The 25,039-nt window shown below is 67.4% G+C and carries 26 protein-coding genes; 8 read left to right on the plus strand and 18 right to left on the minus strand.

Going from position 1 to position 25,039, the window contains the following annotated elements:
• Positions 1 to 112 precede the first annotated feature (112 nt).
• Together AC5Y36_RS18110 and AC5Y36_RS18115 are read right to left on the minus strand one after the other, a co-directional pair.
• Complete coding sequence (locus AC5Y36_RS18110) at positions 113 to 328, minus strand: hypothetical protein (RefSeq protein WP_500042322.1); 216 nt, start codon at positions 326 to 328, stop codon at positions 113 to 115.
• A 71-nt stretch (positions 329 to 399) separates the two neighbouring features.
• Positions 400 to 702 (minus strand): hypothetical protein, encoded by a 303-nt coding sequence (locus AC5Y36_RS18115; protein ID WP_500042323.1) that lies wholly within the window; start codon positions 700 to 702, stop codon positions 400 to 402.
• Positions 703 to 1,031: 329 nt separating this feature from the next.
• Between AC5Y36_RS18115 and AC5Y36_RS18120 the strand changes: the two genes are divergently transcribed.
• Positions 1,032 to 2,363: a PucR family transcriptional regulator gene (locus tag AC5Y36_RS18120; protein WP_500042324.1), complete on the plus strand. Its 1,332-nt coding sequence runs from the start codon at positions 1,032 to 1,034 to the stop codon at positions 2,361 to 2,363.
• A gap of 24 nt (positions 2,364 to 2,387) precedes the next feature.
• Here the strand turns inward: AC5Y36_RS18120 and regX are convergent, their stop codons facing one another.
• From regX to AC5Y36_RS18155, 7 genes are all read right to left on the minus strand, one after another.
• Entirely contained in the window at positions 2,388 to 3,071 is a 684-nt protein-coding gene (gene regX / locus AC5Y36_RS18125; protein WP_500042325.1) for a two-component sensory transduction protein RegX, read from the minus strand.
• Positions 3,068 to 4,270, minus strand: a complete 1,203-nt coding sequence (locus tag AC5Y36_RS18130) for a sensor histidine kinase (RefSeq protein WP_500042326.1) — start codon at positions 4,268 to 4,270, stop codon at positions 3,068 to 3,070. The genes regX and AC5Y36_RS18130 overlap by 4 nt, the downstream gene beginning before the upstream one ends.
• A gap of 182 nt (positions 4,271 to 4,452) precedes the next feature.
• Positions 4,453 to 5,292 (minus strand): type IV toxin-antitoxin system AbiEi family antitoxin, encoded by an 840-nt coding sequence (locus AC5Y36_RS18135; RefSeq protein WP_500042327.1) that lies wholly within the window; start codon positions 5,290 to 5,292, stop codon positions 4,453 to 4,455.
• A 133-nt stretch (positions 5,293 to 5,425) separates the two neighbouring features.
• Positions 5,426 to 6,172: a phosphoglyceromutase gene (locus AC5Y36_RS18140; protein ID WP_500042328.1), complete on the minus strand. Its 747-nt coding sequence runs from the start codon at positions 6,170 to 6,172 to the stop codon at positions 5,426 to 5,428.
• Positions 6,173 to 6,197: 25 nt separating this feature from the next.
• On the minus strand, positions 6,198 to 6,713 hold the full coding sequence (locus AC5Y36_RS18145; protein WP_500042329.1) for a type III secretion system chaperone family protein: 516 nt from the start codon (positions 6,711 to 6,713) through the stop codon (positions 6,198 to 6,200).
• Positions 6,714 to 6,795: 82 nt separating this feature from the next.
• The gene (gene mshA / locus AC5Y36_RS18150) at positions 6,796 to 8,130 is read right to left on the minus strand and encodes a D-inositol-3-phosphate glycosyltransferase (protein WP_500042330.1); all 1,335 of its coding nucleotides are present in this window, start codon (positions 8,128 to 8,130) and stop codon (positions 6,796 to 6,798) included.
• A gap of 57 nt (positions 8,131 to 8,187) precedes the next feature.
• The gene (locus AC5Y36_RS18155) at positions 8,188 to 9,486 is read right to left on the minus strand and encodes an ROK family protein (protein ID WP_500042331.1); all 1,299 of its coding nucleotides are present in this window, start codon (positions 9,484 to 9,486) and stop codon (positions 8,188 to 8,190) included.
• A 189-nt stretch (positions 9,487 to 9,675) separates the two neighbouring features.
• On the opposite strand from AC5Y36_RS18155, the gene AC5Y36_RS18160 reads away from it, so the two are divergent.
• Positions 9,676 to 10,425 carry an SDR family NAD(P)-dependent oxidoreductase gene (locus tag AC5Y36_RS18160; protein WP_500042332.1) on the plus strand — a complete coding sequence of 250 codons (750 nt, stop codon included), beginning with the start codon at positions 9,676 to 9,678 and terminating at the stop codon, positions 10,423 to 10,425.
• 34 nt (positions 10,426 to 10,459) lie between these two features.
• Here the strand turns inward: AC5Y36_RS18160 and AC5Y36_RS18165 are convergent, their stop codons facing one another.
• The 3 genes from AC5Y36_RS18165 to AC5Y36_RS18175 form a co-directional block, all read right to left on the minus strand.
• Positions 10,460 to 11,902 (minus strand): alkaline phosphatase family protein, encoded by a 1,443-nt coding sequence (locus AC5Y36_RS18165; protein WP_500042333.1) that lies wholly within the window; start codon positions 11,900 to 11,902, stop codon positions 10,460 to 10,462.
• A gap of 228 nt (positions 11,903 to 12,130) precedes the next feature.
• Positions 12,131 to 12,568, minus strand: a complete 438-nt coding sequence (locus tag AC5Y36_RS18170; protein WP_500042334.1) for a hypothetical protein — start codon at positions 12,566 to 12,568, stop codon at positions 12,131 to 12,133.
• A gap of 19 nt (positions 12,569 to 12,587) precedes the next feature.
• The gene (locus AC5Y36_RS18175; RefSeq protein WP_500042335.1) at positions 12,588 to 13,058 is read right to left on the minus strand and encodes a lipoprotein LpqH; all 471 of its coding nucleotides are present in this window, start codon (positions 13,056 to 13,058) and stop codon (positions 12,588 to 12,590) included.
• Positions 13,059 to 13,223: 165 nt separating this feature from the next.
• Here AC5Y36_RS18175 and AC5Y36_RS18180 point away from each other — a divergent pair, with 165 nt between their 5' ends.
• The 4 genes from AC5Y36_RS18180 to AC5Y36_RS18195 all read left to right on the plus strand — a co-directional run bounded on the left by AC5Y36_RS18180 (position 13,224) and on the right by AC5Y36_RS18195 (position 17,236).
• Entirely contained in the window at positions 13,224 to 13,928 is a 705-nt protein-coding gene (locus AC5Y36_RS18180) for an HD domain-containing protein (protein ID WP_500042336.1), read from the plus strand.
• A 130-nt stretch (positions 13,929 to 14,058) separates the two neighbouring features.
• Complete coding sequence (locus AC5Y36_RS18185; protein WP_500042337.1) at positions 14,059 to 14,988, plus strand: phosphoribosyltransferase family protein; 930 nt, start codon at positions 14,059 to 14,061, stop codon at positions 14,986 to 14,988.
• Between the two features lie 11 nt (positions 14,989 to 14,999).
• Positions 15,000 to 16,580 carry a nicotinate phosphoribosyltransferase gene (locus AC5Y36_RS18190; RefSeq protein WP_500042338.1) on the plus strand — a complete coding sequence of 527 codons (1,581 nt, stop codon included), beginning with the start codon at positions 15,000 to 15,002 and terminating at the stop codon, positions 16,578 to 16,580.
• Complete coding sequence (locus AC5Y36_RS18195; protein WP_500042339.1) at positions 16,577 to 17,236, plus strand: NUDIX domain-containing protein; 660 nt, start codon at positions 16,577 to 16,579, stop codon at positions 17,234 to 17,236. Before AC5Y36_RS18190 ends, AC5Y36_RS18195 begins: the two co-directional genes overlap by 4 nt.
• A gap of 152 nt (positions 17,237 to 17,388) precedes the next feature.
• Here AC5Y36_RS18195 and AC5Y36_RS18200 read toward each other — a convergent pair whose 3' ends face one another.
• The 6 genes from AC5Y36_RS18200 to AC5Y36_RS18225 form a co-directional block, all read right to left on the minus strand.
• Entirely contained in the window at positions 17,389 to 17,952 is a 564-nt protein-coding gene (locus AC5Y36_RS18200) for a hypothetical protein (protein WP_500042340.1), read from the minus strand.
• Between the two features lie 20 nt (positions 17,953 to 17,972).
• Complete coding sequence (locus AC5Y36_RS18205; protein ID WP_500042341.1) at positions 17,973 to 20,399, minus strand: glycohydrolase toxin TNT-related protein; 2,427 nt, start codon at positions 20,397 to 20,399, stop codon at positions 17,973 to 17,975.
• A gap of 36 nt (positions 20,400 to 20,435) precedes the next feature.
• Positions 20,436 to 20,738 carry a WXG100 family type VII secretion target gene (locus tag AC5Y36_RS18210; RefSeq protein WP_500042342.1) on the minus strand — a complete coding sequence of 101 codons (303 nt, stop codon included), beginning with the start codon at positions 20,736 to 20,738 and terminating at the stop codon, positions 20,436 to 20,438.
• The gene (locus AC5Y36_RS18215; protein WP_500042343.1) at positions 20,735 to 21,028 is read right to left on the minus strand and encodes a WXG100 family type VII secretion target; all 294 of its coding nucleotides are present in this window, start codon (positions 21,026 to 21,028) and stop codon (positions 20,735 to 20,737) included. Before AC5Y36_RS18215 ends, AC5Y36_RS18210 begins: the two co-directional genes overlap by 4 nt.
• A gap of 119 nt (positions 21,029 to 21,147) precedes the next feature.
• Positions 21,148 to 22,473, minus strand: coding sequence for a L,D-transpeptidase (locus AC5Y36_RS18220; protein ID WP_500042344.1), 1,326 nt, complete (start codon positions 22,471 to 22,473; stop codon positions 21,148 to 21,150).
• A gap of 41 nt (positions 22,474 to 22,514) precedes the next feature.
• Entirely contained in the window at positions 22,515 to 23,573 is a 1,059-nt protein-coding gene (locus AC5Y36_RS18225; RefSeq protein ID WP_500042345.1) for a UDP-N-acetylmuramate dehydrogenase, read from the minus strand.
• Between the two features lie 26 nt (positions 23,574 to 23,599).
• Here AC5Y36_RS18225 and AC5Y36_RS18230 point away from each other — a divergent pair, with 26 nt between their 5' ends.
• Together AC5Y36_RS18230 and AC5Y36_RS18235 are read left to right on the plus strand one after the other, a co-directional pair.
• Positions 23,600 to 24,106, plus strand: coding sequence for a DUF2505 domain-containing protein (locus AC5Y36_RS18230; protein WP_500042346.1), 507 nt, complete (start codon positions 23,600 to 23,602; stop codon positions 24,104 to 24,106).
• Between the two features lie 104 nt (positions 24,107 to 24,210).
• Positions 24,211 to 25,023: a carbon-nitrogen hydrolase family protein gene (locus AC5Y36_RS18235; RefSeq protein ID WP_500042347.1), complete on the plus strand. Its 813-nt coding sequence runs from the start codon at positions 24,211 to 24,213 to the stop codon at positions 25,021 to 25,023.
• The last annotated feature ends 16 nt before the right edge of the window (positions 25,024 to 25,039 follow it).

Raw genomic sequence — 25,039 nt, forward strand, 5'->3', positions numbered from 1 at the left:
TAGGCCGATGCCGGGGCGGTGAGCAATTTAGCGAAATCCATGTGTTCACTCACCACCGGGCCGATCGCCCGCTCAGATAGATTTAAGCCACCCGCCATCGCCATTCCCTCGTCTAGCCCGCCACGGTCAGCGAGTGCGCATCATAGAAACCCAGGCATCCGTCGTCGAGCGCGATCGCCCACCGACGAGCCTGGGCGATGTGGTCGGCATCGATGACCACCGGTTGTCCCGCCAGCTCTCCGAAGTCCTCGACCACAACGCCCTCCCTGGGTGGCGAATCCGATGTCCGAACCCGAGCCCCGACCTTGATGCGTTCGTCGTCCCCCATAACCAGTTCCTCACCGATACCGCTCGCCGCGCGAACGGCACCTCGCCCCAGCCAAATATGAATCTCCCCTGCTACCAAGCCCGTCCGGGTACCCGCGCAAGCAGTTCACGCATCAGCAACTCCTCGATACTTCCGCTGTAGCCATCCAGCCAGACCGCCAACTCGGCGAGCAGAACCGCCGACACCGGCCTCCGATCACGCTCCGCGACACTCAAAAGGTGCGCGATCGCCGACCAGAAGTCACCCGAGCCCAAGTCGGTGAAGACAACCGCCTTCTCTGAATCGGGCAAGCTGCCGGCGATCTCGTCCGCCAGCAGCCACGCCAGGTCACTGCCACCGACGTTGCCGACCCCGTTGGCGGCACTGACCGGCACTATTACCCCCAACTCAAGAGCCTGCGACCCGTGACATCTAGCAGCCGTGCGGATTGACAATGGCGCTAAGTATGTCCACGTCGGGAGCCAAGATGCACTGCACAGATCGGAGAAGTTTTGTCGGTTTTGTTGGCGTCGGTCACAAGTTCCGGGTCATCGGGGGGCCCAGCCGGGCCTTCCCGCGCTGCGCGACGGAGCTGGGTCGAGGGCGACCCTGGCGGTCCACCCAGGCATCAACATCCCGGCGAGGACGCCGAACCACCGGCGATTTACCACGTCGTCAACGTAAAACAGGGGGGCTGAGATCGAGCCCCGTCCGGGCGATCGGTGTGACCGCGCCGAGCCGATCGGTCCGGTGCGGGAAAATTCCGCCCTCAACTTGTCTGTTATCGGTGACAATCGGGTTCGTGACACCCGCTTTGCCGCGCATCCCCGCAGACTCACCGCTCCTGTTGGCGATTGAATCGCGGGCACCTGATATCACCGTCGAGGTCCTCGACGCTGCCGTCAAGGCGATTCGATGGCCGGCCTCCATGCCCCGCGAGCCTTTCCAGGCCGAAGTCGCGCCGCTGATTGCCGCCGCCATTCCCATCATTCTTGCCGGCATGGTGGACGGACGCCAGCTCAGCACCGCTGAGATGTCATCGTTCGCGTTACCCATCGTGGAACGCCACGCTGAGGACGGCATTCCGCTGCCGGCACTGTTCGCCGCGATGCACGGAGGTCTCAGGCGGTTTTGGGATATGGCGGTCGAACTCGCGCCCGACGTCGACGCCGCCACGCTGGCAGCGGTCGGTGCACACCTGGCAGAGCTAGCCAAGGCCTGGAGCATCGTCATACTCGAGATCTACCAAGACTCAGACTTCGTACTGCGGGCCAATAAGCGCGATCGGCTGCGCGCGCTGTGTAAGGCCTTGATCGCCGGCGACTCGACCGCGGCGGTGCTGGCGCAGGACGCCAGCATCGAACTCTGCGACCGCTACGACGTTCTCGCGATCGAGGTCGGCGCGGTGCCGACAGCGCCGACCGCTCACGAGGTGCTGACCGCCCAACGCCGGATGCGACATGTGCAACACGTCCTCTACCAGTTCGGGTCTGCCGAGATTCTCAACACGTTCGACGGCTACACCGGCACGGTTCTGTTACCGACTCACCTGGTCTGCTCGGAAGCCCACGATGCGCTGGTGGCCGCGTTCAGCGCACGGTTCGGCGTGGACATTTATGCCGCCGAGTGTCGCGAAACGGAACTCCTGGGCATTCCCGACGCCGTTACCGAAACCACTGAGATCGCCCGCCTTGCCCGCCAGCTCGGTGGGGACCCGGGCCTACACCAGCTTGACGACCTGCTCTTCGAGTATCAGGCCACCAGGCCCGGGCCCGCCCGGGACCTTCTAGCCGAGCGCATCGCCCCACTACGGCAGCATCCCAGCTTGCTGAGCGCTCTTGAGACTCACCTTCGCCATGGAGCCGACCGAAAAGCCGCTGCAGCCGAACTGTTCATCCACCCCAACACACTGACCTACCGGCTGCGGCGCATCCATGAAATCACCGGCATCGACCCCAGCGACCCCCATGGCTCGCGGCTGCTGGCCGCCGCCGTCACCATCCAGGCAGTCGACCACACCGAAAAGCAGACCGCCAGACACCCGACGGGCAGCTAATCGAGGGGCGGCTGGCGCCGTCGGTCAGGCCTCCAGCTTGTAGCCCAGGCCGCGCACGGTCACCAGATGCACCGGATTGGCCGGGTCGACCTCGATCTTGGACCGCAGCCGCTTGACGTGCACATCGAGCGTCTTGGTGTCGCCGACGTAGTCCGCACCCCACACCCGGTCGATCAACTGGCCGCGGGTGAGCACCCGGCCGGTGTTGCGCATCAGATACTCGAGCAGGTCGAACTCCTTGAGCGGCAAGGTGATCTGTTCACCGTTGACCGAGACGACGTGTCGCTCGACATCCATGCGTACCGGACCGGACTCCAGTACGCCGTCACCGACACCGGCGTCGTCTTCGCCGCCGCGGCGCAGCACCGCCCGGATTCGGGCGATCAGTTCCCGTGCCGAGTACGGTTTGGTCACGTAGTCGTCGGCGCCCAGCTCCAGGCCGACGACCTTGTCGATCTCGCTGTCTCGAGCGGTCACCATGATGACGGGCACGCCGGAGCGGGCGCGCAGCTGCTTGCATACCTCGGTGCCGGACATCCCCGGCAGCATCAGGTCCAGCAGCACAATGTCGGCGCCGGCCCGATCGAACTCGGCCAACGCAGCGGTCCCGTCGGTCACCACAGTGGCTTCGAACCCCTCCTTGCGGAGCAGGAATGCCAGGGGATCGGCGAGCGACTCCTCGTCCTCCACGATCAGCACGCTGGTCATCGCCCTATTTCTTCCTCTCGTTGAACGAACTCTTCATCCGTTTGAACTCCATTGTCCCGGTTCGCCGGGATCGACAACGTGAACGTCGACCCGGTGCCCGGCTGGCTCCACAGCCTGATGCTGCCGTTGTGGTTGGCGGCGACGTGTTTGACGATGGCCAGACCCAGCCCGCTGCCGCCGGTCGCTCGCGAACGCGCCTTGTCGCTGCGGAAGAATCGCTCGAAGACCCGCTCCTGGTCCTTGCGTGCGATCCCGATCCCGCGGTCGGTCACCGCGATCTCGACGTTGTCCCCGCGCCGGGTCCGGCTGATCGAGACCGGCGACCCGGGTGCGGAATACGCGATCGCGTTGGACACCAGGTTGGCCAGCGCCGTGATCAGCAGCGTCTCATCGCCACGCACCTGAAAACCGCTCGGCGCGTCGGTGCTGATCGTGATCTGGGCGTTGTCGGCCGCCACCTTGTGACGCGAAATCGCTTCGGATACAACGGTGTCGACATCCACATCGGCCAGATCCGGCAACGGGTCGGCGCCCTGCAGACGGGACAGCTCGATCAGTTCGCCGATCATGTCGGCCAGCCGGTTGGCTTCGACCAGCACCTTTTCGCTGAACCGGCGCACCGTTTCGGGGTCATCCGGTGAGGCCAGCAGCGCCTCGGCCAGCAGCGCCATCGCCCCGACCGGGGTTTTGAGCTCGTGGCTGACGTTGGCCACGAAATCGCGCCGCGACGCCTCCATCCGCGCGTATTCGGACTGGTCGTCGACGAAGACCACGGCGAATCGGCGGTCATCCTCCGACAGCAGCCGGGCGTGCCCGCGCACCGCCAGCCCGGACCGGCCGGCGCCGTCGCGCTTGCGGGACTGCAGGTCGAATTCGACGTCTTGTCCGCTGGCCAGGGTTCGTTGCGCCGCGACCCAGGCCCGATCATCGACCAGCCGGTCGCGCACCAGGCCCAGTTCCCCGGCCCGGTCGTTGCGGTAGACCACGTCGCGGTGGGTGTCGACGACCACGGTGCCGACCGGTGCCAGCGCCACGATCCGCTGCAGCATCTCCCCGACGGTGATGCCCGCGCGTTCGGCGTCCTCGCGTCGCCGACGTTCGGCGAGCCGCGGAATCAGCTTTGCCCCCGCCGCGACACCGAGGGCCAAAGCCACCAGTGCCGAAACTCCGGCCAGCCCCAAGGCTGACATCACAGACACGACAGAATCGTACGCATTCGATGAACGTCAGCTCAGCAGCAAGCGGCCAAAACCGGACATGTCACACCTCGGGACGCAGGTATTCGACCGCCGTTTACGCTGCGTTTGCCCAAGACAGACGCTGGTTACCGGCGCCGAGTGTGAAACCAGGGCGGTTTTCGGCGCGAATCGCCGCCGTGTGTTCACACTCGGCGCGCCCGCGCGGCACCGACCCGCCCGATGATGCCGCCGACCGTGTCCTCCTTGGTCACGCGCACGTCGATCCAACCGAGCTCGGTCAGCGCCTCCTGGCGCCGAATGTCCTGGTTGAAGCGCCGCGGATCGGTGCGGTGCTGGTCGCCGTCGTAGTCGGCAGCCACCTTGAGCTCCTCCCACCCCATGTCCACGACGGCCACCAGCTGGCCGTAGTCGTCGTAGACCGGGATCTGCGTCGTCGGCCGGGGAAACCCGGCGCGGATCAGCAACAACCGCAGCCAGGTCTCACGCGGCGACTCGGCCCCCGGATCAACCAGGTCGATCGCGGCACGAGCAGCCCGAATGCCGCGGTGACCCGGGTAGCGCTGGGCGAACAGCTCGATGTCGGCCGCCTTGAGGTGAGTGGCCCGGGCCAGGGCGTCGATCGCGGCGACGGCCCGGTCCAGCGGGTAGCGACAGGCGATGTCGAATGCGGTGCGAACCGGCGCCGTGACGCGGATGCCGCGGACCGTCTGCACCTCGTCATCGGCGAGCCGATCGGTCCAGACGCGGATGCCCGCCGGCGGGTGGCGGTTGTCGTGGCAGATCTCGGCGGGGCGGTTGGCTTCGACCCATTTGGCGCCGTGTAACGCCGCGGCGGACTGGCCTGCGACCACCCCGCGTCGGCGTGACCAGAGCCAGGCGGCGCGCGCCCTGGTGACGGCGGTGATCGGACCGTCGACCGGCAGGTAGACGTCGGGGCAGATCGCGGTGTATCGACGGCGCAGCGCATGCCGGTTCAGGCTTGCGGAAGCGAGCGCCTCGCTACCGATGAACGGCTCCCCCATGTCCGAAGTGTGCCGCGGAGCACCGACAACCCGCCGAGTGTGAACGTAGGGCGGTTTTCGGCGCGAAACCTCGCCGTGTGTTCACACTCGGCGAGGGAGGGGCGAGTGGGCCGCGGCGGGAAGGGACGCCTGTCTACTTGGCGCCCTGGCTGGCGACGGCCGCGGCGCCCGCTGCGGCCGCCTCGGGGTCCAGGTAGGTGCCGCCGGGCACCTTCGGCCGCAGGTCAGCGTCCAGGTCGTAGCGCAGCGGGATGCCGGTGGGGATGTTGAGCCCGACCACGTCCGCGTCCGACATCTGGTCCAGATGCTTGACCAGGGCCCGCAGCGAGTTGCCGTGCGCGACGATCAGCACGGACTTGCCCACCCGCAGGTCCGGCACGATGACGTCGGTGAAGTACGGCAGGAAGCGGTCGACGACGTCGGCCAGGCATTCGTTCAGCGGCCCGCCGCCGATGTCGGCGTAGCGCGGATCGGCGTCCTGGCTGTGCTCGCTGCCCTTCTCGATGGGCGGCGGCGGGGTGTCGTAGCTGCGCCGCCACTGCATGAACTGGTCGTCGCCGTAGCGGTCCCTGGTCTGCGCCTTGTCCAGGCCCTGCAGCGCGCCGTAGTGGCGCTCGTTGAGTCGCCAGCTGCGGTGCACCGGGATCCAGTGCCGGTCGGCGGTGTCCAACGCGATGTTGGCGGTGGTGATGGCGCGGCGCAGCAGCGACGTGTAGAGCACATCGGGCAGCAGGCCGTGCTCGATCAGCAACTGCCCGCCGCGGACCGCTTCGGCCCGGCCCTTCTCGGTCAAGTCGACGTCCACCCAGCCGGTGAACTGGTTGCTGGCGTTCCATTGGCTCTCGCCGTGGCGCAGCAGCACCAACGTGGAATCTGTCATGCGCGACAGTCTCTCACGGAGCCGACTATGCGTCGTCCTCGTCGTCCTGCTCGATGAGATGCTCGAACGCGCGCAGGTTCTTCAGCGACTCGCCGCGCGACACCCGCCACTCCCACTCCTTCTGGATGGAGGACCGAAAACCCAACTCCAGCAACGTATTGAAGTCGGTGTCGACCGCTTCCAGGACCTGTCCGAGCACCCGGTCGAGCTCGTCGGCGGTCACCGACGCCAGCGCCATCCGGCCGACCAGGTAGATGTCGCCGGTGTTGTCCAGCGTGTAGGCGACCCCGTAGAGCCGGCGGTTGCGCTTGAGCAGGAACCGGTACACGCCCTCGTGGTTCTCGTCGGGTTTGCGGCAGACGAACGCTTCGACGCGCACCGAGTGCTCGCCGATGCTCAGCAGCGTGTTGGTGGTCAGTTTGCGTTCCCCGGGCAGCGCCACGATCAGCCCCGGCAGCCCCCCGTGTGCGCCGGGGTGTTGGGTGTAGGCCAGATCGTTGGCCTCCAGGGTCTCCTCGATCAGCTGCTGCACGCCGCTCATGGGCACCGTTTCCTGCGCGAGCAGACGCAAAAGTGCCCTAAAACACCCGCTTTTGGGCACTTTTGTGTCTGCTCAGCGGGAATCATGCGCGCACCCCGCGGCGCGCGCCCCAACGCCGGGAGCGACGTGCGGCCCCCAGGTCCCGCACCGCGCGGCGCTGCCCGGCGGTGAAGTCGCTGATCGCCTGCTGGTAGCAGTCCAGCTGCGCGTCGACGGTGTGTTCCCAGGAGAAGTTCGCGGCGTGGCTGATGGCCGCGCGACTCATCGCCCAGCCGCGCGGCCCGGCCACGGCCTGCAGCAGATCGCCGATGGCGGCGGCCCAGTGGTCGACGTCGTGGCTGGTCACCAGGGTTCCGCTGGCGCCGTCACGCACCGCGACCGGCAGCCCGCCGACGGCGGCGGCCACCACCGGCGTCCCGCAGGCCTGCGCCTCGAGGGCGACCAGGCCGAACGACTCTGAATAGCTCGGCACCGCCACCAGGTCGGCGGCCTGGAACAGCCGGGCCAGCTCGGAACGGGACTGCGGCGGCAGGAAGGTCACCCGGTCGGTGATACCCAGTTCATCGGCCAACCCAACCAGTCCGTCGGGGGCGTTCAGACCACTACCGGATGGTCCGCCGGCCACCACGATCCGCACCCCCGGCAGCTTGGCGGCCGCACGCAGCAGGATGTCGGGGGCTTTCAGCGGCTGGATGCGGCCGACGAAGGCCACCACCTGCTCGCCGGCCGGCAACCCCAATGCGGCGCGGGCCTTGTCGCGGTCGCCGGGGCAAAATACATCCAGATCGACGCCCGGGTGAGCGACATCAATGCGGCTCCGGTCCGCGTCGTGCAGCGAAATCAGTTGATGTGCTTCGTCTTCGGTGTTGACGATCAGCCGGTCGGCCTCGTCGACCACCTGTTGCTCACCGACGGCCCGCAGCGGCGGTTCGGGTGCGTCCCCGTCGGCCAGCGCGGCGTTCTTCACCGCGGCCAGCGTGTGCGCGGTGTGCACCAACGGCACCGCCCAGCGGTCGCGGGCCAGCCAGCCGACCTGGCCGGACAGCCAGTAGTGCGAGTGCACGATGTCGTAGTAGCCGGGCTCGTGGGCGGCTTCCGCCCGCAACACCCCGGCCGCGAACGCGCACAGCTGGGTGGGCAGGTCGTATTTGTCCAGCCCCTCGAACGGTCCGGCCACCACGTTGCGCACCAGCACGCCCGGCGCCACCCGCACCGTCGGCGGGTCCGCCGACGAGGTGGCCCGGGTGAAGATCTCCACGTCCACCCCGCGGCGCGCCAGGTGCAGCGCGCTCTGCAGCACGTAGACGTTCATGCCTCCGGCATCGCCGACGCCGGGCTGGGCCAGCGGGGAGGTGTGCACGGACAGCACGGCCACCCGCCGCAGGCCGCTCAACCGGGAAACCTCGCCGTACCCCACACGGTCATCTTTACAGCACCGCCGGGCAATGCCCGACGGTGCACGTCACAGCGCCCGTCAGGCACTGGCCTCGGGAAGGTCGCCGAGCAGGCTGGGCCGGCGCGCCCGGGCGCGGCGCATCGCGCCGACCGGGTCGGCGTAGAGCCCGCTCAGCGAGACGATGCCGGCCCCGGCTTCTTGCACCCGGTTGCCGAACGCGCTGACCCGGATGCCCCGCGCCGGCAGCACCGCACGCTCGGCGAATGCGGCCTCCACCTGCGCCATGCCCTCCGGATATTCGGTGAACGCCTGACCGCCGACCACCAGGTCGTCGGGGTTGAGCACGTCGCGCAGCAGCGCCACCGCCTCGCCGAGCACCCGGGCCCGCTCGGCCAGCAGCTGCGCGGCCTGACCGTTGCCGGACCGCGCCGCCTTGAGCAGCCCGGCGATCGCCGCCCCCGATCCGTCCGGGCGGGTGCTGGTGGGCAGGATGCGCAGCCGGCGGGCAGCGGCCAGCACCGCCTCATCGCTGACGGTGGACTCCAGCTGCCCCGTCCCGCCGAGCAGCTCCGAGGAGGCGGGCAGGCCGGCGATGGTGCCCGGACCGCTGGCCGGGGTGTGCACCCGCCCGCCGATCACCAGCGCGTATCCGACGGTTTCGCGGGCGTAGACGTACAGGCTGGTCGACGGGCTGGGGGTGAGCCGCCGCATCCCCAGCAGCAGTTCGGCCCCGGCCATCGCGTCGACGTGCGATGCCACCGACACCGGCAGGCTCAGCGCCTCGGCCAGCACCGTCCCGACCGGGGCCTGCGTCCAGCCCAGCCTCGTGTGGTCGACCTGGCCGGTGGCGCCGTCGACCGCCCCACCGATCGCGACCCCGACCCACAACGGCTGGCGGCGGTTCCAGCGGCTCAGATAGCGGCGGGCGTTGGCTGCCAGCGCCGCCAACGCGGGTCCCTGCGCTCCGCCGGGCGTCGCGGTCTCGACGACGTCCAGCGTGCGGCCCAGCAGGTCGGTGGCCACGATGCTGGTGGTCTTGGCCCCGATGTGGATGCCCAGCGTCAGGAACGGTTCGTGGTTGACCTCGACGGGCACCCGGGGGCGCCCGATCGCGCCGGATACCGCCAGATCGGCGCGTTCCCGCAGCAGCCCGGCCTCCAGCAGCGCGGTGACCTGGCGGTTGACCGTGGCGATGGACAGCGACGTGATTTGGGCGATGGTGTCGCGGGCGATCGCGCCGCGCACCCGCGCCGCCCAGAACACCGAGGCCGCGGCGCCGTCGGCCAGATGCAGCGACGGCGCGACGACGTGCGGGTGGGAACGGGATCGCCGACCGGTGTGGCTGTGCGATTGGGTGGCGAGTGCGGTGGTGCGCATGGGTTGTCCTTCATCCTGAGTTTCGGTCGTGGGCTCTGGCCACTCCTGGGAACTCAGCGGGGACCGACTGGACTCAGGCGCGGCGAAGGGCGCAGCGACAACACGCGCCGTCAGCGACGGCGGTCGTCAGGGGGAACCGGGCACTCCAGTACACAGGAGGAATCTAGCACGATCACTAAGGTTGGCTATATGACAGCAGCTCACACGCATGAACGAGTCGCCGTGGTCACCGGCGCCAGCGCGGGGATCGGCGAAGCCACCGCACGCACGCTGGCCGGGCAGGGTTTTCATGTGGTGGCGGTGGCCCGGCGCGCTGACCGGATCACCGCGTTGGCCGAGGAGATCGGCGGAACCGCGATTGTGGCCGACGTCACCGACGACGACGCGGTGGCGGCGCTGGCCGACCGGCTGGGCCGGGTCGATGTGCTGGTCAACAACGCCGGCGGCGCCAAGGGGCTGGAGTCGGTGGCGGACGCCGACCTGGAGCACTGGCGCTGGATGTGGGAGACCAACGTGCTGGGCACGCTGCGGATGACCCGGGCGCTGCTGCCCAAGCTGGTGGCCTGCGGGGACGGCCTGATCGTCACGGTCACCTCGATTGCGGCCTTCGAGGTCTACGACGGCGGCGCCGGTTACACCGCGGCCAAGCACGCGCAGGGCGCCCTGCACCGCACGCTGCGCGGTGAGCTGCTGGGTAAGCCGGTGCGGCTGACCGAGATCGCCCCGGGCGCGGTCGAGACGGAGTTCTCGCTGGTCCGTTTCGGCGGTGACCAGCAGCGCGCCGACGCCGTCTATGCGGGCATGACGCCGCTGGTGGCCGCCGACGTCGCGGAGGTGATCGGCTTCGTGGCCTCCCGGCCGCCGCACGTCAACCTGGATCAGATCGTGATCCGGCCCCGCGATCAGGCCAGCGCCACCCGCCGGGTCCGCGCGGAGTAGGCGCTCCTGGACCCGCGCGCTGGCCATCGCACGGCTATGCGGTGGCGTCGAGCCACGGCAGTTCGAAGCTCCCTAGGAACTGGTCGGGCGAGAAGAAGTTGTTGTCCGCGGCGAGCATTGCCGCCAGGTCGGAGAACTCCGTGGCCGGCGCCAACGGCGGGTCGGTCGGCGCGATGACGCCCGCCCCGGTCAGGTGCGCAACCACCTGGGCCAGCGACTCGGTCGCGTTGACCGCCAGACCACCGGTGAACTGGACGACCTGCTGCGCGGCCTGGGCCAGCCCGCTGACCAGGAAGATGTCCTGGTCGACGATCCCCTGCAGGTACTGGTTGATCTGGGTGACGAATTCGTTGAGGAAGTACGGGATGGAGGTGAAGACCGTACGGATGGCGAGTGTGATGTCGTCGCCGATGTTCGGATAGCCGACCAGCGAGATCGCGTCTTTGAGCGCCTGTTCGAGGTCGACCGGGTGCACGATGCTGTTCAGGATGCTCGGGTCGTCGGCCATCGAGACACCGTCGAAGTCCGACCGCATCGGGGCTCCGAACAGCGACAGGATCGTGGGCGTGATGTCGGCGATGGAGTAGTTCAGGTTCTGACTGCCGTCGTTTGCGTGATCACCGGCCTGATCGAAGATGACGAACTGCGATGTCTCGTTGGGCGACTGGAAGCCGTGGCCGAAGCCCAGCGACTGCTGGTGGCCGTGGTCGGTGGTGATGATGACCGACCAGTCGTCGCCGGTCTGCTCCTTGACGTAGGCCACCGCGGCCAGGATCTGCTGGATGTTGGCTCCGACATTCATGACTGCTTGGGCGTATTCGGGTGACCCGCCGCCGAACCCGTGTCCGGCCTCGTCGACCTGCACCTGGTAGGAGAACAGGAAGTTCGAGACGTCCGGGTGGTCGATGGTCGCCATGATCTGGGCGATGGTCTGCGTGGTGACCTCTGAGTCGGTGTCGGCCCAGCTGTTCGCGAAGGGGATGTAGATGTTGGTGTCGGCCCCGTCGGCGCCCGCCGACCCGATGCCGTTGATGTAGTCCCAGTCGGCGATCACCGACGTGTTGATGTCCGGGTTGTAGTGCTCGAGCAGGTTGAACACGGTCGGCCACTGGTTGTACGGGTCGGGGGTGAACAGGTTGTTGATCACCCCGTGCTTGTCGTCCCACACTCCGGTGAGGATCGTCGACCAGGACGGGCCGGAGATGGTGGTGTGGCCGACCTCGTTGGCGGCCCCGGTGATGCCCTCGTCCATCGCCGTCTTGAACCCGCTGTCGTCGTCGTAGGCGTACTGCAGGATCTTGTCGAGGTTGGTGCCGTCGGTGCCGATCAGCAGCACGTGTTCCGCGGCAAGCATCCAGTCGGCGATGTCCCGCACGGACCGACCCGCCTCGGCGATCGGCGTAATGGCCGCCGCCCCCGTTCCGGCAACCAAACCGGCGACGGCCGTACCACACAGGACCTGCTTGAGTGTTGTCACGATTTCCCTCATCGACGTTGCGCTGGTGGACCGATGGCCACATTAGTGGATATTCAGCCAAATCTCAGGAATTTCGACGGATTCGCTAACTTTTGCGGTGGACCTGGCTCGCAGCGCGACGGCGTTGCCACCACACAGGCCGCGACGTCGGGGCCGTCGCCACCTGCTGCGCCGACACCGTTCGGAGCGCCTGCGGGCCAGCCCATCGCCGGCTCCGGCATTGCCGGATTACGGGCTGCGGCGTCCCAGGGGGTCAGCGACCGGGTCCCACGACGATTCCTGCTCAGCCACTTGCAGGCGCTTGAGCATCCGGCGTAGTCCGCTGCGGCCGCCGTACTCCTCGCGTAGCCGCCGGAGCCGGGCGAGGACGGCGGGATTCTCGGCGACGTCCCCCTCGACGCGGTCGAACACCAAACCGACCTGGCGCAGTGCCTCCCGGAAGGCGTCCACGTAGCCTCGCTCGATCGCCCGACTCAATCGCTCCGGGTGCACACCGGCGGCGGCATCGGTCAACTCCAAGCGCATCAGCTCGCCTTGGACCGAGACGGTTAGCTTGCCGATGTCCGCAGCGTCTTCCTCCGAAACGTGGGCCGTACCGGAGACATTCGCGACCCAGCCGCCGAGCCAGCCGAGAAGCTCGTCGTCGCCTAGCTCTTCGAAACCCATCGCCGCTCCATCCGACTTTCTACGGGCAGGTGAGTTCGACTTCGAACGGTTTAGTCACCAAGGCGTTGTCTGTGTCCATCCCGAAGGCGTTGCCGGTGATGGTGTACTTCTTGCCGTCTTTAGTGACCGTGGCCTCGCCTCCGTTCGAGTGCCCGCTGACGATCAAAACGTACCCGGCGAGGTCGCCCAGATGCACCGAGACCACGGTAGGCGAATCGCCGTTGGTGAGCGTGGCTTTGACCGCGTGGGGCTCAGTGCCAATGCTGATGACGAAGTCGTCGTCGAAGGCTGTGCACGCCATCGGGCCTTCCACCTTGTGCGGCTGGCCATCGATGATCGCCGTGGCGGTGGCGTGTTGCGTAATGGCCCCGCCGTCGTAAGTCGTCGTGCCATTACCGTCCGTCGGTGCGCTCTTGCCGCTCGAGCAGCCGACGGCGCCGAGCGCGACCACGGCCGCACTGGTGAAAGCGGTGACGACTCCACGCCGCACTTGGTTATCCTTGTAAAACTCGAAGGGGTAAGAGCGTTCGGCTGGAACACTATCGAGAAGCGGCGGCCGGCGTGCGTAGACGGCCGAAGGCGTCGATGTCAGGCAACGTCAATCCGCTGCCTGCGCCGACCGGTTGATTTTGATGTCGGCGTAGCCTGATCATCCATGGAAAGCGTCCTTGGCAACGGCCCTGACGCAACTGACAGTCAGCGCAGCGCCGGGTCGCCTGCAAAGGCCGGCGCAGAAACACACGATCTGAGCGGCGCATGGCGCTCCCTCACAACGACATACACCACCGGCTCGCGAGTCGACGAGGCCGGACAGGCATTGCTGGCTGCTTGGGGCGAACCGCACCGGCGCTACCACAACATCGCCCACCTTCGTGAGGTGCTGCTCCGTGTCGACGAGCTAGCCTCGAACGCAACTGATCTCGACGCGGTGCGACTGGCCGCCTGGTATCACGATGTGGTGTACCGCGGCCGGCCTGACGACGAGGAGAACAGTGCGGTACGAGCCCAAACTGATCTGACCGCGCTGGGCATGCCCGAACTGCTCATCACGGAAGTCGGTCGGCTGGTGCGGCTGACGGCCACCCATGATCCCCTCCCCGACGACGGCAACGGAATGACCCTGTCGGACGCCGACCTGGGTATCCTCGCGGCGCCTGCCGATCGCTACGAGCAGTACGTCGCCGCGGTCCGCACCGAATACGCCCATGTACCGGATGACCAGTTCCGAACCGGGCGTACCCGCATATTGCGTGGTCTGCTGGATGGACCCGCGATTTATCGCACGCCGGTTGCCTCTCAACGGTGGGAAGCTCGGGCCCGGGCCAATCTCGCGAACGAGCTCCGCCAGCTCACCGCTTGAGCAAGAGTCAGGCATCTGTGATCCGCGCAGGGAGCCGACCACATCCGGGTGCCTTCATCGGTCTGTTACCGAGGCATCGGATTTTGTTTGATTATTTGCACATAATAAAGAAACATGTAAGGATGCTGCCATGGAGCCAACCCAGTACCGGTTCTTCCGGCAGTCCCCCGGCAACGGTGAGCTGACACCTGCGCCCTACGAGGTGTTCTGCTACCCGATGGGCGATCGCACCGTTCGCCGGTCGCCCGAGCAACCCGACCCTGGCCCCGCACCCCAGGTGCTTTGGGTCACCGCAGCCGCAGTCGACTGGACGATCGTCACCGCGTGGGCACAGGTTGCCGCCCACGACCACCCCGACCAGCGCCGAATCCTCGTCATGCCCTACCTGCCGTCGGCGCGCGGCGACAAAGACATTCCCGGACCGGCGCAGATCAATGGCATGATGGCCGGCCGCAGCGGCATCACCGACCTGGTCACTATCGACCCGCACAGCGAGGGATGGCTGCAGGCGATGCACGATGCATCCGACGAGATCGGCGCCGCGGTGCGGGCGCACCGGCTCCCGCTTGGGCGCGTCGTCCACGACGCGCTAGGCCGAGGCGACGATCTCGCCGGTGTCATCGCTCCGGACCGCGGCGCCCGTGACCGGGCATCCATTGTGGCGGCGGAGTTCGATGTTCCGGTGTTTACCGCGGTCAAGCGTCGCGATCCGCAGACCGGAAAACTGTCCGGCTACGCGCTCTCGGAACTGCCCGATCCTGCCGGCCGCTATCTTGTCGTCGACGATATCTGCGACGGCGGCGGGACATTCGGCCTGCTGGCGGCCGCAGCACCAGCCGCGGCGACACTGCAACTGTGGATCACCCACGGGGGTTTCACCGGCGGCCAGCGCACCCGCGACGCGCTGAGCCGATACACCGCCGTCGACACCACCGACTCCCTGGCGACTGCGAAACAGTCTGCCCCGCCGGAGGTTGCGGTCAGCGTTCATCCGCTGCGCCCCTGGGTCGAAGCCGCGATCCAGAACTTCACCGCCACCGCAAACCCCATCGACGCCTGATCGGAGCTGCCATGACCCAGCCGCTGACCGCCCGAGTCGTCGACACCTTGCTGGCCACCGACTCCTACAAGCTCGATCACCGACGCCAGTACCCGGCCGGCACCGAGGTTGTGTACTCGAACCTGACCGCCCGCGGCACCCGCATCCCCGGCGTGGACGTCACGGTGTTCTTCGGATTGCAGGCGTTGCTGGCCGACCTGCAGGCCCGGTGGGAAGAGTTCTTCAGCCTGGAACCCGGCGACGTCGACACGGTGCTCGCCGACTACGAAGCCGAGGTGTGCCGCCTGCTGGGCGTGGCGTTGTTCGACACGTCGCACCTACGGGACCTGCACGCACTCGGGTACCTGCCGGTGCGCATCCGAGCGGTCCGCGAAGGCACGCTGGTTCCGCTGCGGGTGCCCTACCTGACCGTGGAGAACACCGACTCCCGATTCTTCTGGTTGACCAACTACCTGGAAACCGAGCTGTCGGCCGGACTCTGGCAGCCCATCACCAGCGCCACCATCGCCTGGCGTGCACGGCGGTTACTGGACGCTCGCGCCCGTCAGTGCGGCGCGCCGGCGACCGCGGTGCTCACCCAGGGCCACGACTTCTCCTGTCGCGGAATGGCGGGACTGACCGCCGCCGCGGCGTCATCGGCGGGGCACCTGCTGAGCTTCACCGGTTCGGACACGTTGGGAGCCGTCCGGTTCGTCGAACGGTTCTACGGCGTGGACAACCCGGAAGCGCCGATCGCCACGTCGATTCCGGCCAGTGAGCACTCCGTGATGATGGCCGACGGCCCTGACGGTGAGTACGCCACGTTTCGGCGCCTGCTCGACACCTATCCGACCGGCTCGGTGTCCATTGTCTCCGACACGTGGAACCTGTGGCGGGTGCTGCACACCTATCTGCCCGAACTCCGGGACCAGATCATGGCCCGTACCGGCGGGGCGGTCGTCATCCGTCCCGACACCGGGGACCCGCTCAAGATTCTGTGCGGGGACCCCGACGCCGATGAAGGCAGCCCGGAACGCCTGGGGGTGGTGCGCGCCCTGTGGGAGACCTTCGGAGGAACCGTAAACGAAAAGGGGTTTCGTGAACTGGACCCGCACATCGGTGTCGTCTACGGCGACTCCATCACCTTCGAGCGCGCCGAAGCCATCACCGCCGCCCTGCTGCGGATGGGCTTCGTCTCCACCACCATCACTCTCGGATTTGGCAGCTTCACCTACCAGTACCAGACTCGCGACACCTTCAACATGGCGATGAAGGCCACCTGGGTTCAGGTTGATGGCCAGGGCCGCGATCTGGTCAAGGATCCGATCACCGGTGACGGTATGAAGAAATCAGCGACAGGACGCTTGGCGGTGCGCCGCATGATGAATGGGCAGCCGTACCTGGTGGAGCAAGCGCAGCCGTGGCAGGAAGCGGACGTGATGTTAGAGGAGGTCTACCGCGACGGTGCAGTTCTTCGACGCTGCACATTCGACCGGGTGCGCACCGAGCTGGCGTATTCCACCGGTATCTATGAGGCGTGGGGTGAAGTAACCGATTTCAGCGTTGACACCGAGATTGCACGCCGCCGCGAACCTGAACGGAGAGCACCATGACATCGATGGCGGAGACCAACCTGGTCTATCACGAAGGCGAGCACCCTGTTCACGGCACCTGGCTGTCCGTCGACGTGGTGGCATTCACCGAGGATGCCGATGAAGCGCGGGTGGTGCTGATTCGCCGGCAACGCGAACCGCACCGGGGAGCTACCACGCTGCCTGGCGGATTGCTGGCCGCCTGGCACGGCGAGACCGTCGAGCAGGCTGCTCGACGCATCGTCGCCGAAAAAGCGGGAACCGAAATTATCGGCGGCGTAGTCCCAGTCGGTGTCGTCAGTGATCCCGGCCGCGATGAGCGCGGCCACACGGTGTCCGTGGTTGTGGCCGCCCGAGTCAAGTCCGAAGTTTCGGGTGCAGTGCTCGCTGCTGACATCCCCGACGACATGCCCTTCGAGCACACCCGCATGGTCCGCGACGCGTTGACAACGATCAACGGACGACTTCTGACTGATCCCGAGTTGACCCGCACCTTAGTCGGTGACGAAACAACCTTCCCCCGCGTGCTGGCCCTGCTACGAGCGTGCGGGCCGGTAACCGAATCCGGAGCACGCGCGCGATGGGGGCGTAGCCCGCTGTACCAGCCCACCGAACGGATAGCGGCAGGCGACAGGAAGGCCGGGCGACCGACCTCGATCTACCGGTGGTCGGGCTAACGGCTCACGACAGTGGCTAGGCCCGCCAATGCTGACCATCCGCATTTTAGAAATTCACTTGGTTTGCGTCCTAACAATCGACGGCGTTTACCGGCGGCAGCTCCCGTCATATACGGCAGTCTGCGGATTTCAGAAGTCCCGTCGAAAACGCTCTACAGCCGCGACGTTATGGACTCCGGCACCCCTTCAAGGAGCGCAGCATCTAGCTCGTCGTAGGTCAACGGCAATAGTCGGTTCTCGGGCTGGACACCGCCGGCCTGAAGGACAAAGTACCTGCCGGGATCCTCTAACAGTTCGTACTTTGACACATACTTCTCGATCGGGATCTGTTTGACTCGCGGATCAAGTCCGGCGGCGCGCCAAGACGGAGTCAACGGACGCAGCTCACAATGCATCCGTAGGCTCTCTCCTACATACCAAAGAATGTATTTACCGGCATCTTCAATATGCGTGAAGTACGCGACCACTCCTTCAGTCGGCTCATTCCGCCGCTCTGTAGTCGCAGTCAGGACGTTGTATCCGTTTTCGCAGGAATTGATGATGTAGGCCGTCCAGCCCGGGTGGGGGTAACCGTAGCAGAGGTTCAGCCGCTCCCCCTCCCACGTCGGCTCGTCTCTGACCGGCTTTCCCGCGTAGGAATAGATCCGACGCCACTTCTCATATCTACTGACAAACTCTGCGATTCCCGGGTCGCCACCGGGCGGTGCCACACTCATCGAATCCCCTCAAAATCTAACTACCTTGGCGGAAGCTTGATCTCTTCAACCATTCCATTCTGCTTAAGGATTTCAACCGGCACAGGTTTCCCTGTGGTGGTGTCAATTACAACCCACTGGTTTGCCCCACCGGGTTGCCCGAAGGCTTCTTTGGCGGGTCCATAGCGGACTTCCCACGGTAGCCCATCGGGTACTGGTTGGCCGGTTCCCGTAAAACGGTGGTAATCGTTCGCGACTCCAGGGGGCATGCCGCGAGTGGAAAGAGGAGCGCCTTCGTCCGCCATGAACCCTCCCTCGTTGGAGCCCAAGCGGTCCAGTTGGTGATCCGTGGGAATCCGGTCCGTAACCGTAGGGGGACCGGCAAATCCGTCGTTGGGGGCTTGGGTTTGCCAGTCCCATCGGGGGTTGCCGTCTTTGCCGGGAACGGTGAACTCGCGTTCAAATCCTTCGATAGTGCGCCCGGCGAGTGGGTCGTAACCGTCGGTGACTTTCGGGGGAACCCCGCCCTCGTGCAGCCGCGCGATTTCGTCGGCGGGGTTCTGCACGTGCTCGAATGCGTTTTGTGGAGTGAAGCCGTAGTCGTGGCCTTCTACGGGCGCAGTGGCCATCGGCTGCGGTGTCGGCTGCCCGCTTGGGCTTTCCGCGGGAGTCGGAGTATCGGCGTGCACCGGTGGCGCATCGCCAGTCGGTGCGTGAGGCACATCGCCGGCCGGGTTACCCGCTTGGGCGGCAGGCGGCTGACCAGCAGGGTCCCCTAGCGGCGCCGGTGTCTGCCCGTGCGGTGTTTCCGGCGGAGTCACCGGCACGTGACCGTTCGGGGAGTCGGCCGGGCCGGGCCGGGGCTCCCCGACCGGCGCACCGGGCGGATGGTCCGCGGCAGGCGGCGCCACCGGCTCGGATCGGGGTCCGGCAGCCGGCAGCCCGGGGTCAGCAGGGCGGGGCTGCTCGGTGATCGAAGCGCCCGGCCGGGCTGGTTCGACCGCACCGGGCCTCGGCGGCTCCGACGGCCGGATCTGGGGCAGGCTGTCGAGTTTCTCGCTGATCTTCGCGGTTTGGGTGGCCAGATCGGCGCCCGGCACGCGGGCCGCGGCGGCTGCGGCGTCACGACCCAGCGCCGACCCGGCCCTCGCTTCGACCGTGGCGGCGGTTTCGGCGGCCCGCGTCCCCGCCTCAGCGGCCGCACTCGCCGGTTTGGCGGCCTCAGCTCCGGGGATGAACAACGACGCCACCGTCGCCGCGTTATAGCCCACCGCGCGCATCAAGTGACCGTTCTTGACGTCCTCCCAGTCGATCAGGGACTTACCCATCTCCAGGGCGCCGTGCGGGTCGGTCGCGATCTTGGCGGCCAGCATCGCCGGGTTGGTGAGCATCGCCAACCCCTCGGCGGTGCCCTTCCATGCCTGCAACGCACCCTGCGGGTTGTAAAGGAATCGCTCCGGGTTCAGCGCGGCCACCGACCCGACAATCCCGATGATGTTCTTCCAGGCCCCCACATCGAAGTCGATCATCGCGTTGACCACCGGCGCGATCGCCGGGAATTCCTTGCTGATCCAGGCCTCGACCGTATTAGCCAGGCTGTCCAGCGCGGCTACCGCCATCTGGATAGCCTCGACCTTGGACTCGGCCTCACGGCCCAGCGTCCGCAGCAGCTCCTTGATGTCATTGGCGATCGCCTTGATGTCATCCAGCGGGCTCTTGCCGTGGAACCAATCCCCGATCGTGTCCAACAACCCCGACGGCGACAACCGCTTGAACAAGTCACGGATCGCGTTCTGCGCCTTCTCGACCTCGCCCGCAAACGACTCCAACTGAGCTGCCAGCGACGACGCCATCCCGGCCAGCGCGGTCACCGAGTTGGCGATGTCGTCGACGGCGCCGGTCATCTTCTGCTGCTCCGGAATGTCCTGCGCGGTGATCGACGGCTTCACCGTCGGAATCTGGGTGCCGATGCGGGTCAGCGTCTGCCCCAAGGTCTTCCACGATGACGCCGCGTCGCGCATCGCACCGGGATCACCGTTGGGCCACAGATCGCCGACAAAGAACTCGACCATCGACCACAGCAGTGGTGCAGCGATTCCGTTGCCGAACGGGCTAGGAATGTGCACCGACAGCGACGCCGGCGTAGCCGCCACCGGCGGTGCCACCGACGCCGACGGGCCACCGACGGTGGCTGCCGCCTCGGCGGCGGCATAGTTCGCCGCCGACATCTGGATGCCGAAACCGGCCTTCCGACATGCCGAGACCGCCGAGAGCGCCGCCTTGACGATCGCGGGTGCATTCTGCAGATACGACGCCGCGAACACCTTCCCCGCGCTGTCTTGTCCGGCATTGAACGCCTTCAGTGACCCCGAAAACGTCGTCAAGGCGGTCGCAAGTTCACCGCCGTCGGCACCCAGCGCTACCCCGGCGGCAGCCAGCACCACCGGGTCGACATCAATCGGCGCCATCAGCCGACCCCGGCGCCCTCACACCTTGTCCAGCAATCACGGCGCCTGATCCACGCCCCACATCTGCGAATTCCCCTTGATCGCACCTGTGTAGGCGCCGTGGGCGTTGTCCAGAAACCCTTTCAACCCTGCCAATGCCTGGCGCATTTCTTCGGCGCCCGACACCAGCCGCCGATGCGCTTCCTGGGCTGCGTCCGCTGCCTCGCTGTCCCATGAACCCGCCAGCCGGGCCATCACCGTCTCCGCCTCGCTGACCTTGGAGCGCACTGCGGTGTGGAAGTCCGTGAGCTGCTTGACCGCCTCGGCCAACTTCGGCGGGTCCACCTTGAATTTGGTCACTCCGCGCCCCCTGAGCCGCCACCGGATGTCTCCCGGTAGGCCTTCTCGGTCCTCGCCAGCAACTCCGAAAAGGTCTGCCACCCGGAGATCACCGAGCCGGCGCCCTCATGCCACTGCTGCCACACCTTGCTGTACTCGGCCGAGGCATCTCCCGACCAGGACGTCCCGACCAGGCCGGTGATCTGCTCATCCAGCGCACCCAGACCCGCGCGCAACGCGTCGGCCACTCCGGACAAATCGTGCGCCGACCCGCGCAGCGCCGGCAAGACAACATGCAGCGGCTTAACCACGACAGCACTCCCAACCCGCAACGCACAGCAAAGAGGCCTATGCTATCCGCCCGATCGTCGAGCAGGACAATTTGTTAGCGAAAGCAGCCCTTATCGCTGTGGAGTTCCTCAGGCCGGCGCTACCCGCCGGGGCCACGCGAAGGAGACGTCGTCGTGGTGGTCGGCGTCCCCGACAGGGTGGGCGCGTCGGTCGGGGTGGCCGGCGCGGTACTGGGGATCGAGGCCGGTGGCGGTCCGGCGCCCGGCGGCGGCAGGGCCGACATGGAGACCCAGGTGTCCCAGTCCACCGCCCAGTCCCAGATGTCGCCGTCGGAGTAGGACAGCTGGATGGTGCTGCCGGTGACCTCCACCGGGTCGCCGTAGATGGCGCTGCCGAAGTACTGCTCGGCGTCCGCGGTGGACAGGTTGACGCAACCGTTGGTGACGTTGCTGTTGCCCTGCGCGCCGGAGCTGGCCGGATTGGCGTGGATGAACTCGCCGTTGTTGGAGATCCGCACCGCCCAGCGCTCGTGGATGTTGCTGTAGCCGGCGGCGGGGTTGGACATGTAGAAGTCGGCGTACTTCTCGGTGACCACGTGGATCCCGTTGCGGGTGACGTTGCGGGCCAGGTCGCCCTCGCCGTAGCTGCACGGGAAGTCCATGATCACCCCGGCGTCGGTGACCACCTGGATGCGATGCGAGGACACCTCGGCCTTGACCACCTGGCGCCGCCCGATCGCGAAGCTCAGCGTCATGTCCTGGGCGCCGTAGGCGTCGTCGCCGAACGCCAGCCCGTAGAGCCTGGCGTCGACGTTGACCTTGGTTCCGGCCGGGTAGTACTCGCGCGGACGCCAGTGCACCCGCGACCCCTGCGCCTCGTCCGGCAGCCACGCCCAGCTGCCCTCGACCGGCGGCTCGGTGGTGACATTGAGCGCCCGCTCGACGGCGGCCTTGTCGGCGATCGGCGCATCGAACTGGATGATGACCGGCGCAGCCACCCCGACGGTCTGCCCGTCAGCCAGCTGGAACCCGCCGTCGATGACCTTGGAGGGCGACAGCGTGGTGAACTTCCCGGCCACCGGCACGGCCTTGCCGTCGTGCCCGACCACCGATCCCGACCAGGTGTAGGTGCCGTCGTATCCCAGCGACTCGGTGGTGCTGAACAGGGTGCGGTCCCGGTTGAGCACCCCGGCGACCGCCTTGCCGGAGGCATTGGTCAGCGCGACCCGCTGAAACCAGCCGTCGCGGACCTCGACGCTGACCGGCGCGTTGGGCGCCACGTCGGCGGCGGCGTCCGCGGGCTGGTAGGTGAGTTCGGGCGGACCTTGCTTCGCGGCTTCCTGCTGTTTGCTGGATTCCCGGCTGCAGGCGGCCAGCGCGGCCGGTGCGGCCACCCCAACAGCGAGTGCGGCCAGCACGCGACGCCGGCTGATCGGCGACGGCACGCTGGGAGTATTCACGAGCATCAAGATACCGGTCAGTAGCACCCGGCCCGGAAATCCGCCGGCTACAGGGCGCAGCCGACCAGCACGGGTTCCGGGGTCAGGGTCACGCCGAACGCCTCGGCGACCCCGTCGCGCACCGTTCGCGCCAATGCCAGCACGTCGGCGGTGCTGGCATGGCCCCGGTTGGTCAATGCCAGCGCATGCTTGGTGGACAACCGCACCGGCGCACCGTCGCTGCCCGGATAGCCCTTGCCGAATCCGGCCTGCTCGACCAGCCAACCGGCGGCCAGCTTCACCCCGCCCGGCGCCGGATAGTGCGGAACCGGCCGGTTAACGGCGAGCCGTTCATAGGTCTCCGGCGCCACCACCGGGTTGGTGAAGAACGAACCCGCACTCCAGGTGTCGTGGTCGGTGTCGTCGAGCACCATGCCTTTGCGGCCCCGCAACGTCAGCACGGCCGTGCGCACCGCGGTCGGCTCGGCCCGATCCCCGCTGCTCGCACCCAGCGCGGCGGTCAGCTCGTCGTAGCGCAGCGGGGCACTGGCCCCCGAGGGGTCCAACGCGAACTCGACCTCGAGCACGACGGCCTCGGCGGAATGCTTGAGCACGCTGGTCCGGTAGCCGAACCCCAACTCGGCGGCCGACACCCAGCGGACCTCGCCGCTGCGCCGATCCAGGAGCCGCACCCGGGTGATGAGGTCGGCGACCTCGACGCCGTAGGCCCCGACGTTCTGCACCGGGGTGGCGCCGGCGGATCCGGGGATGCCGGACAGGCACTCCAGACCGCCCAGTCCGGCGGCCACGGTGGTGGCCACCACGTCGTCCCACACCGCGCCGGCGTCGACGCGCAGCACCGCGCCGTCGATGCTGAGCTGCTCGGTGGCCAGCCGCACCACGGTGAGCTCGGTCAGGTCGTCGGCGATCAGCACGTTGGAACCACCGGCCAACACCAGCACCGGACCGGTGTCAGCGCTGTCCAGCTCACCCAGGGTCGCGACCACTTGTTCGGTGGTGGTGCAGGTGATCACCCGCCGGGCGACCGGGCCGACGCGCAGTGTGGTGAGCGGAGCCAGCGGCACCGCCTGCGCGACGCGCGCACCAGCGAACTGTCTTCTCACCACGGGCGGTAACGGTAGCGTGATTTGCCATGTCACGTTCATTCGACTTGACGGCCGAATACCCGGCCAGCGTCGAAGACGTGCATGCGGCGTTCTGCGATCAGCGCTACTGGCTGGCCCGACTGGCCGATTCCGGGGCGGACACCGCGACGCTGGATTCGATGAGCGTTGACCCCGGCGGCACCGTCGACGTGTCCACCACCCAGGCGCTGTACCGGGAGCGGCTTCCGGCGTTGGTCACCCAGTTCCACCGCGGTGACCTGGAGATGGTGCGCAACGAGCGGTGGAGCCCGCTGCGTGACGGCAAGGCCGTGGCCCGGGTCCGCGGCAAGGTGCTGGCCGCGCCGGCGTCGCTGTCCGGCGAGGCGGTGCTGGCACCCACCGAGACGGGCTGCCGGCTGAATTGCACGGCCACCGTGCACGTCGACATCCCGCTGGTGGGCGGCAAGATCGAGAGCATCATCGGGGCCCGGTTGGCGGAGCTGATGACCGCCGAACAGCGCTTCACCTCGATGTGGGTGGCCCAGTCGGCGTGAGCGATGCCCCGATTCGCCGAGCGTGCATTCAGACCGAGATGTCAGCAGATTTTTCGGTCTCAGTACACGCTCGGCGAGTGCAGCAAACCACCTAGGAGCAACACATGCGGATCGCGGTGGCACAGATCCTCAGCGGCACCGACCCGGCGGCCAACCTTGAGCTGGTGCGCGACTACACCGCGCGGGCCGCGGATGCCGGGGCGGCGCTGGTGGTGTTTCCCGAAGCAACCATGTGCCGGTTCGGTGTGCCGCTGGGCCCGGTCGCCGAACGCCTGGACGGCCCCTGGGCCGACGGAGTGCGCGCCATCGCCTCGGACGCCGGCGTCACCGTCATCGCCGGGATGTTCACCCCGGCCGATGACGGCCGGGTGTTCAACACGCTGCTCGCGACCGGGCCCACCACCGACGCCCACTACCACAAAATCCATCTCTACGACGCCTTCGGCTTCACCGAATCGCGCACGGTTGCAGCGGGTTTGGAGCCGGTTGTGATCAGCGTCGACGATGTCGGGGTCGGGCTGACCACCTGCTACGACATCCGATTTCCCGCGCTGTACAGCGAGCTGGCCCGGCGCGGCGCACAGCTGATCACGGTCAGCGCCTCCTGGGGCTCGGGACCGGGCAAGCTCGAGCAGTGGCGGCTGCTGGCCCGCGCTAGGGCGCTGGACACCACCGGATTCGTCGCCGCGGCCGGACAGGCGGACCCGGGCGACACCCTGAGCAGCGGCGCCCCGACCGGGGTCGGCGGCAGCCTGATCGCCTCGCCGATGGGCGAGGTGGTGGCGTCCGCGCAGGCGAATCCCCAGCTGGTGACCGCCGACATCGACGTCGAGGAGGTCGCTGCCGCCCGCCGAACCATCGCGGTGCTACAAAACCGCGCCGCGTTCGCTCGCATCGATGAGGCAGAATCGGAGTAGTGACCACTCCGCCAGG

It is taken from the genome of Mycobacterium sp. NGS50 (genome assembly GCF_059812545.1).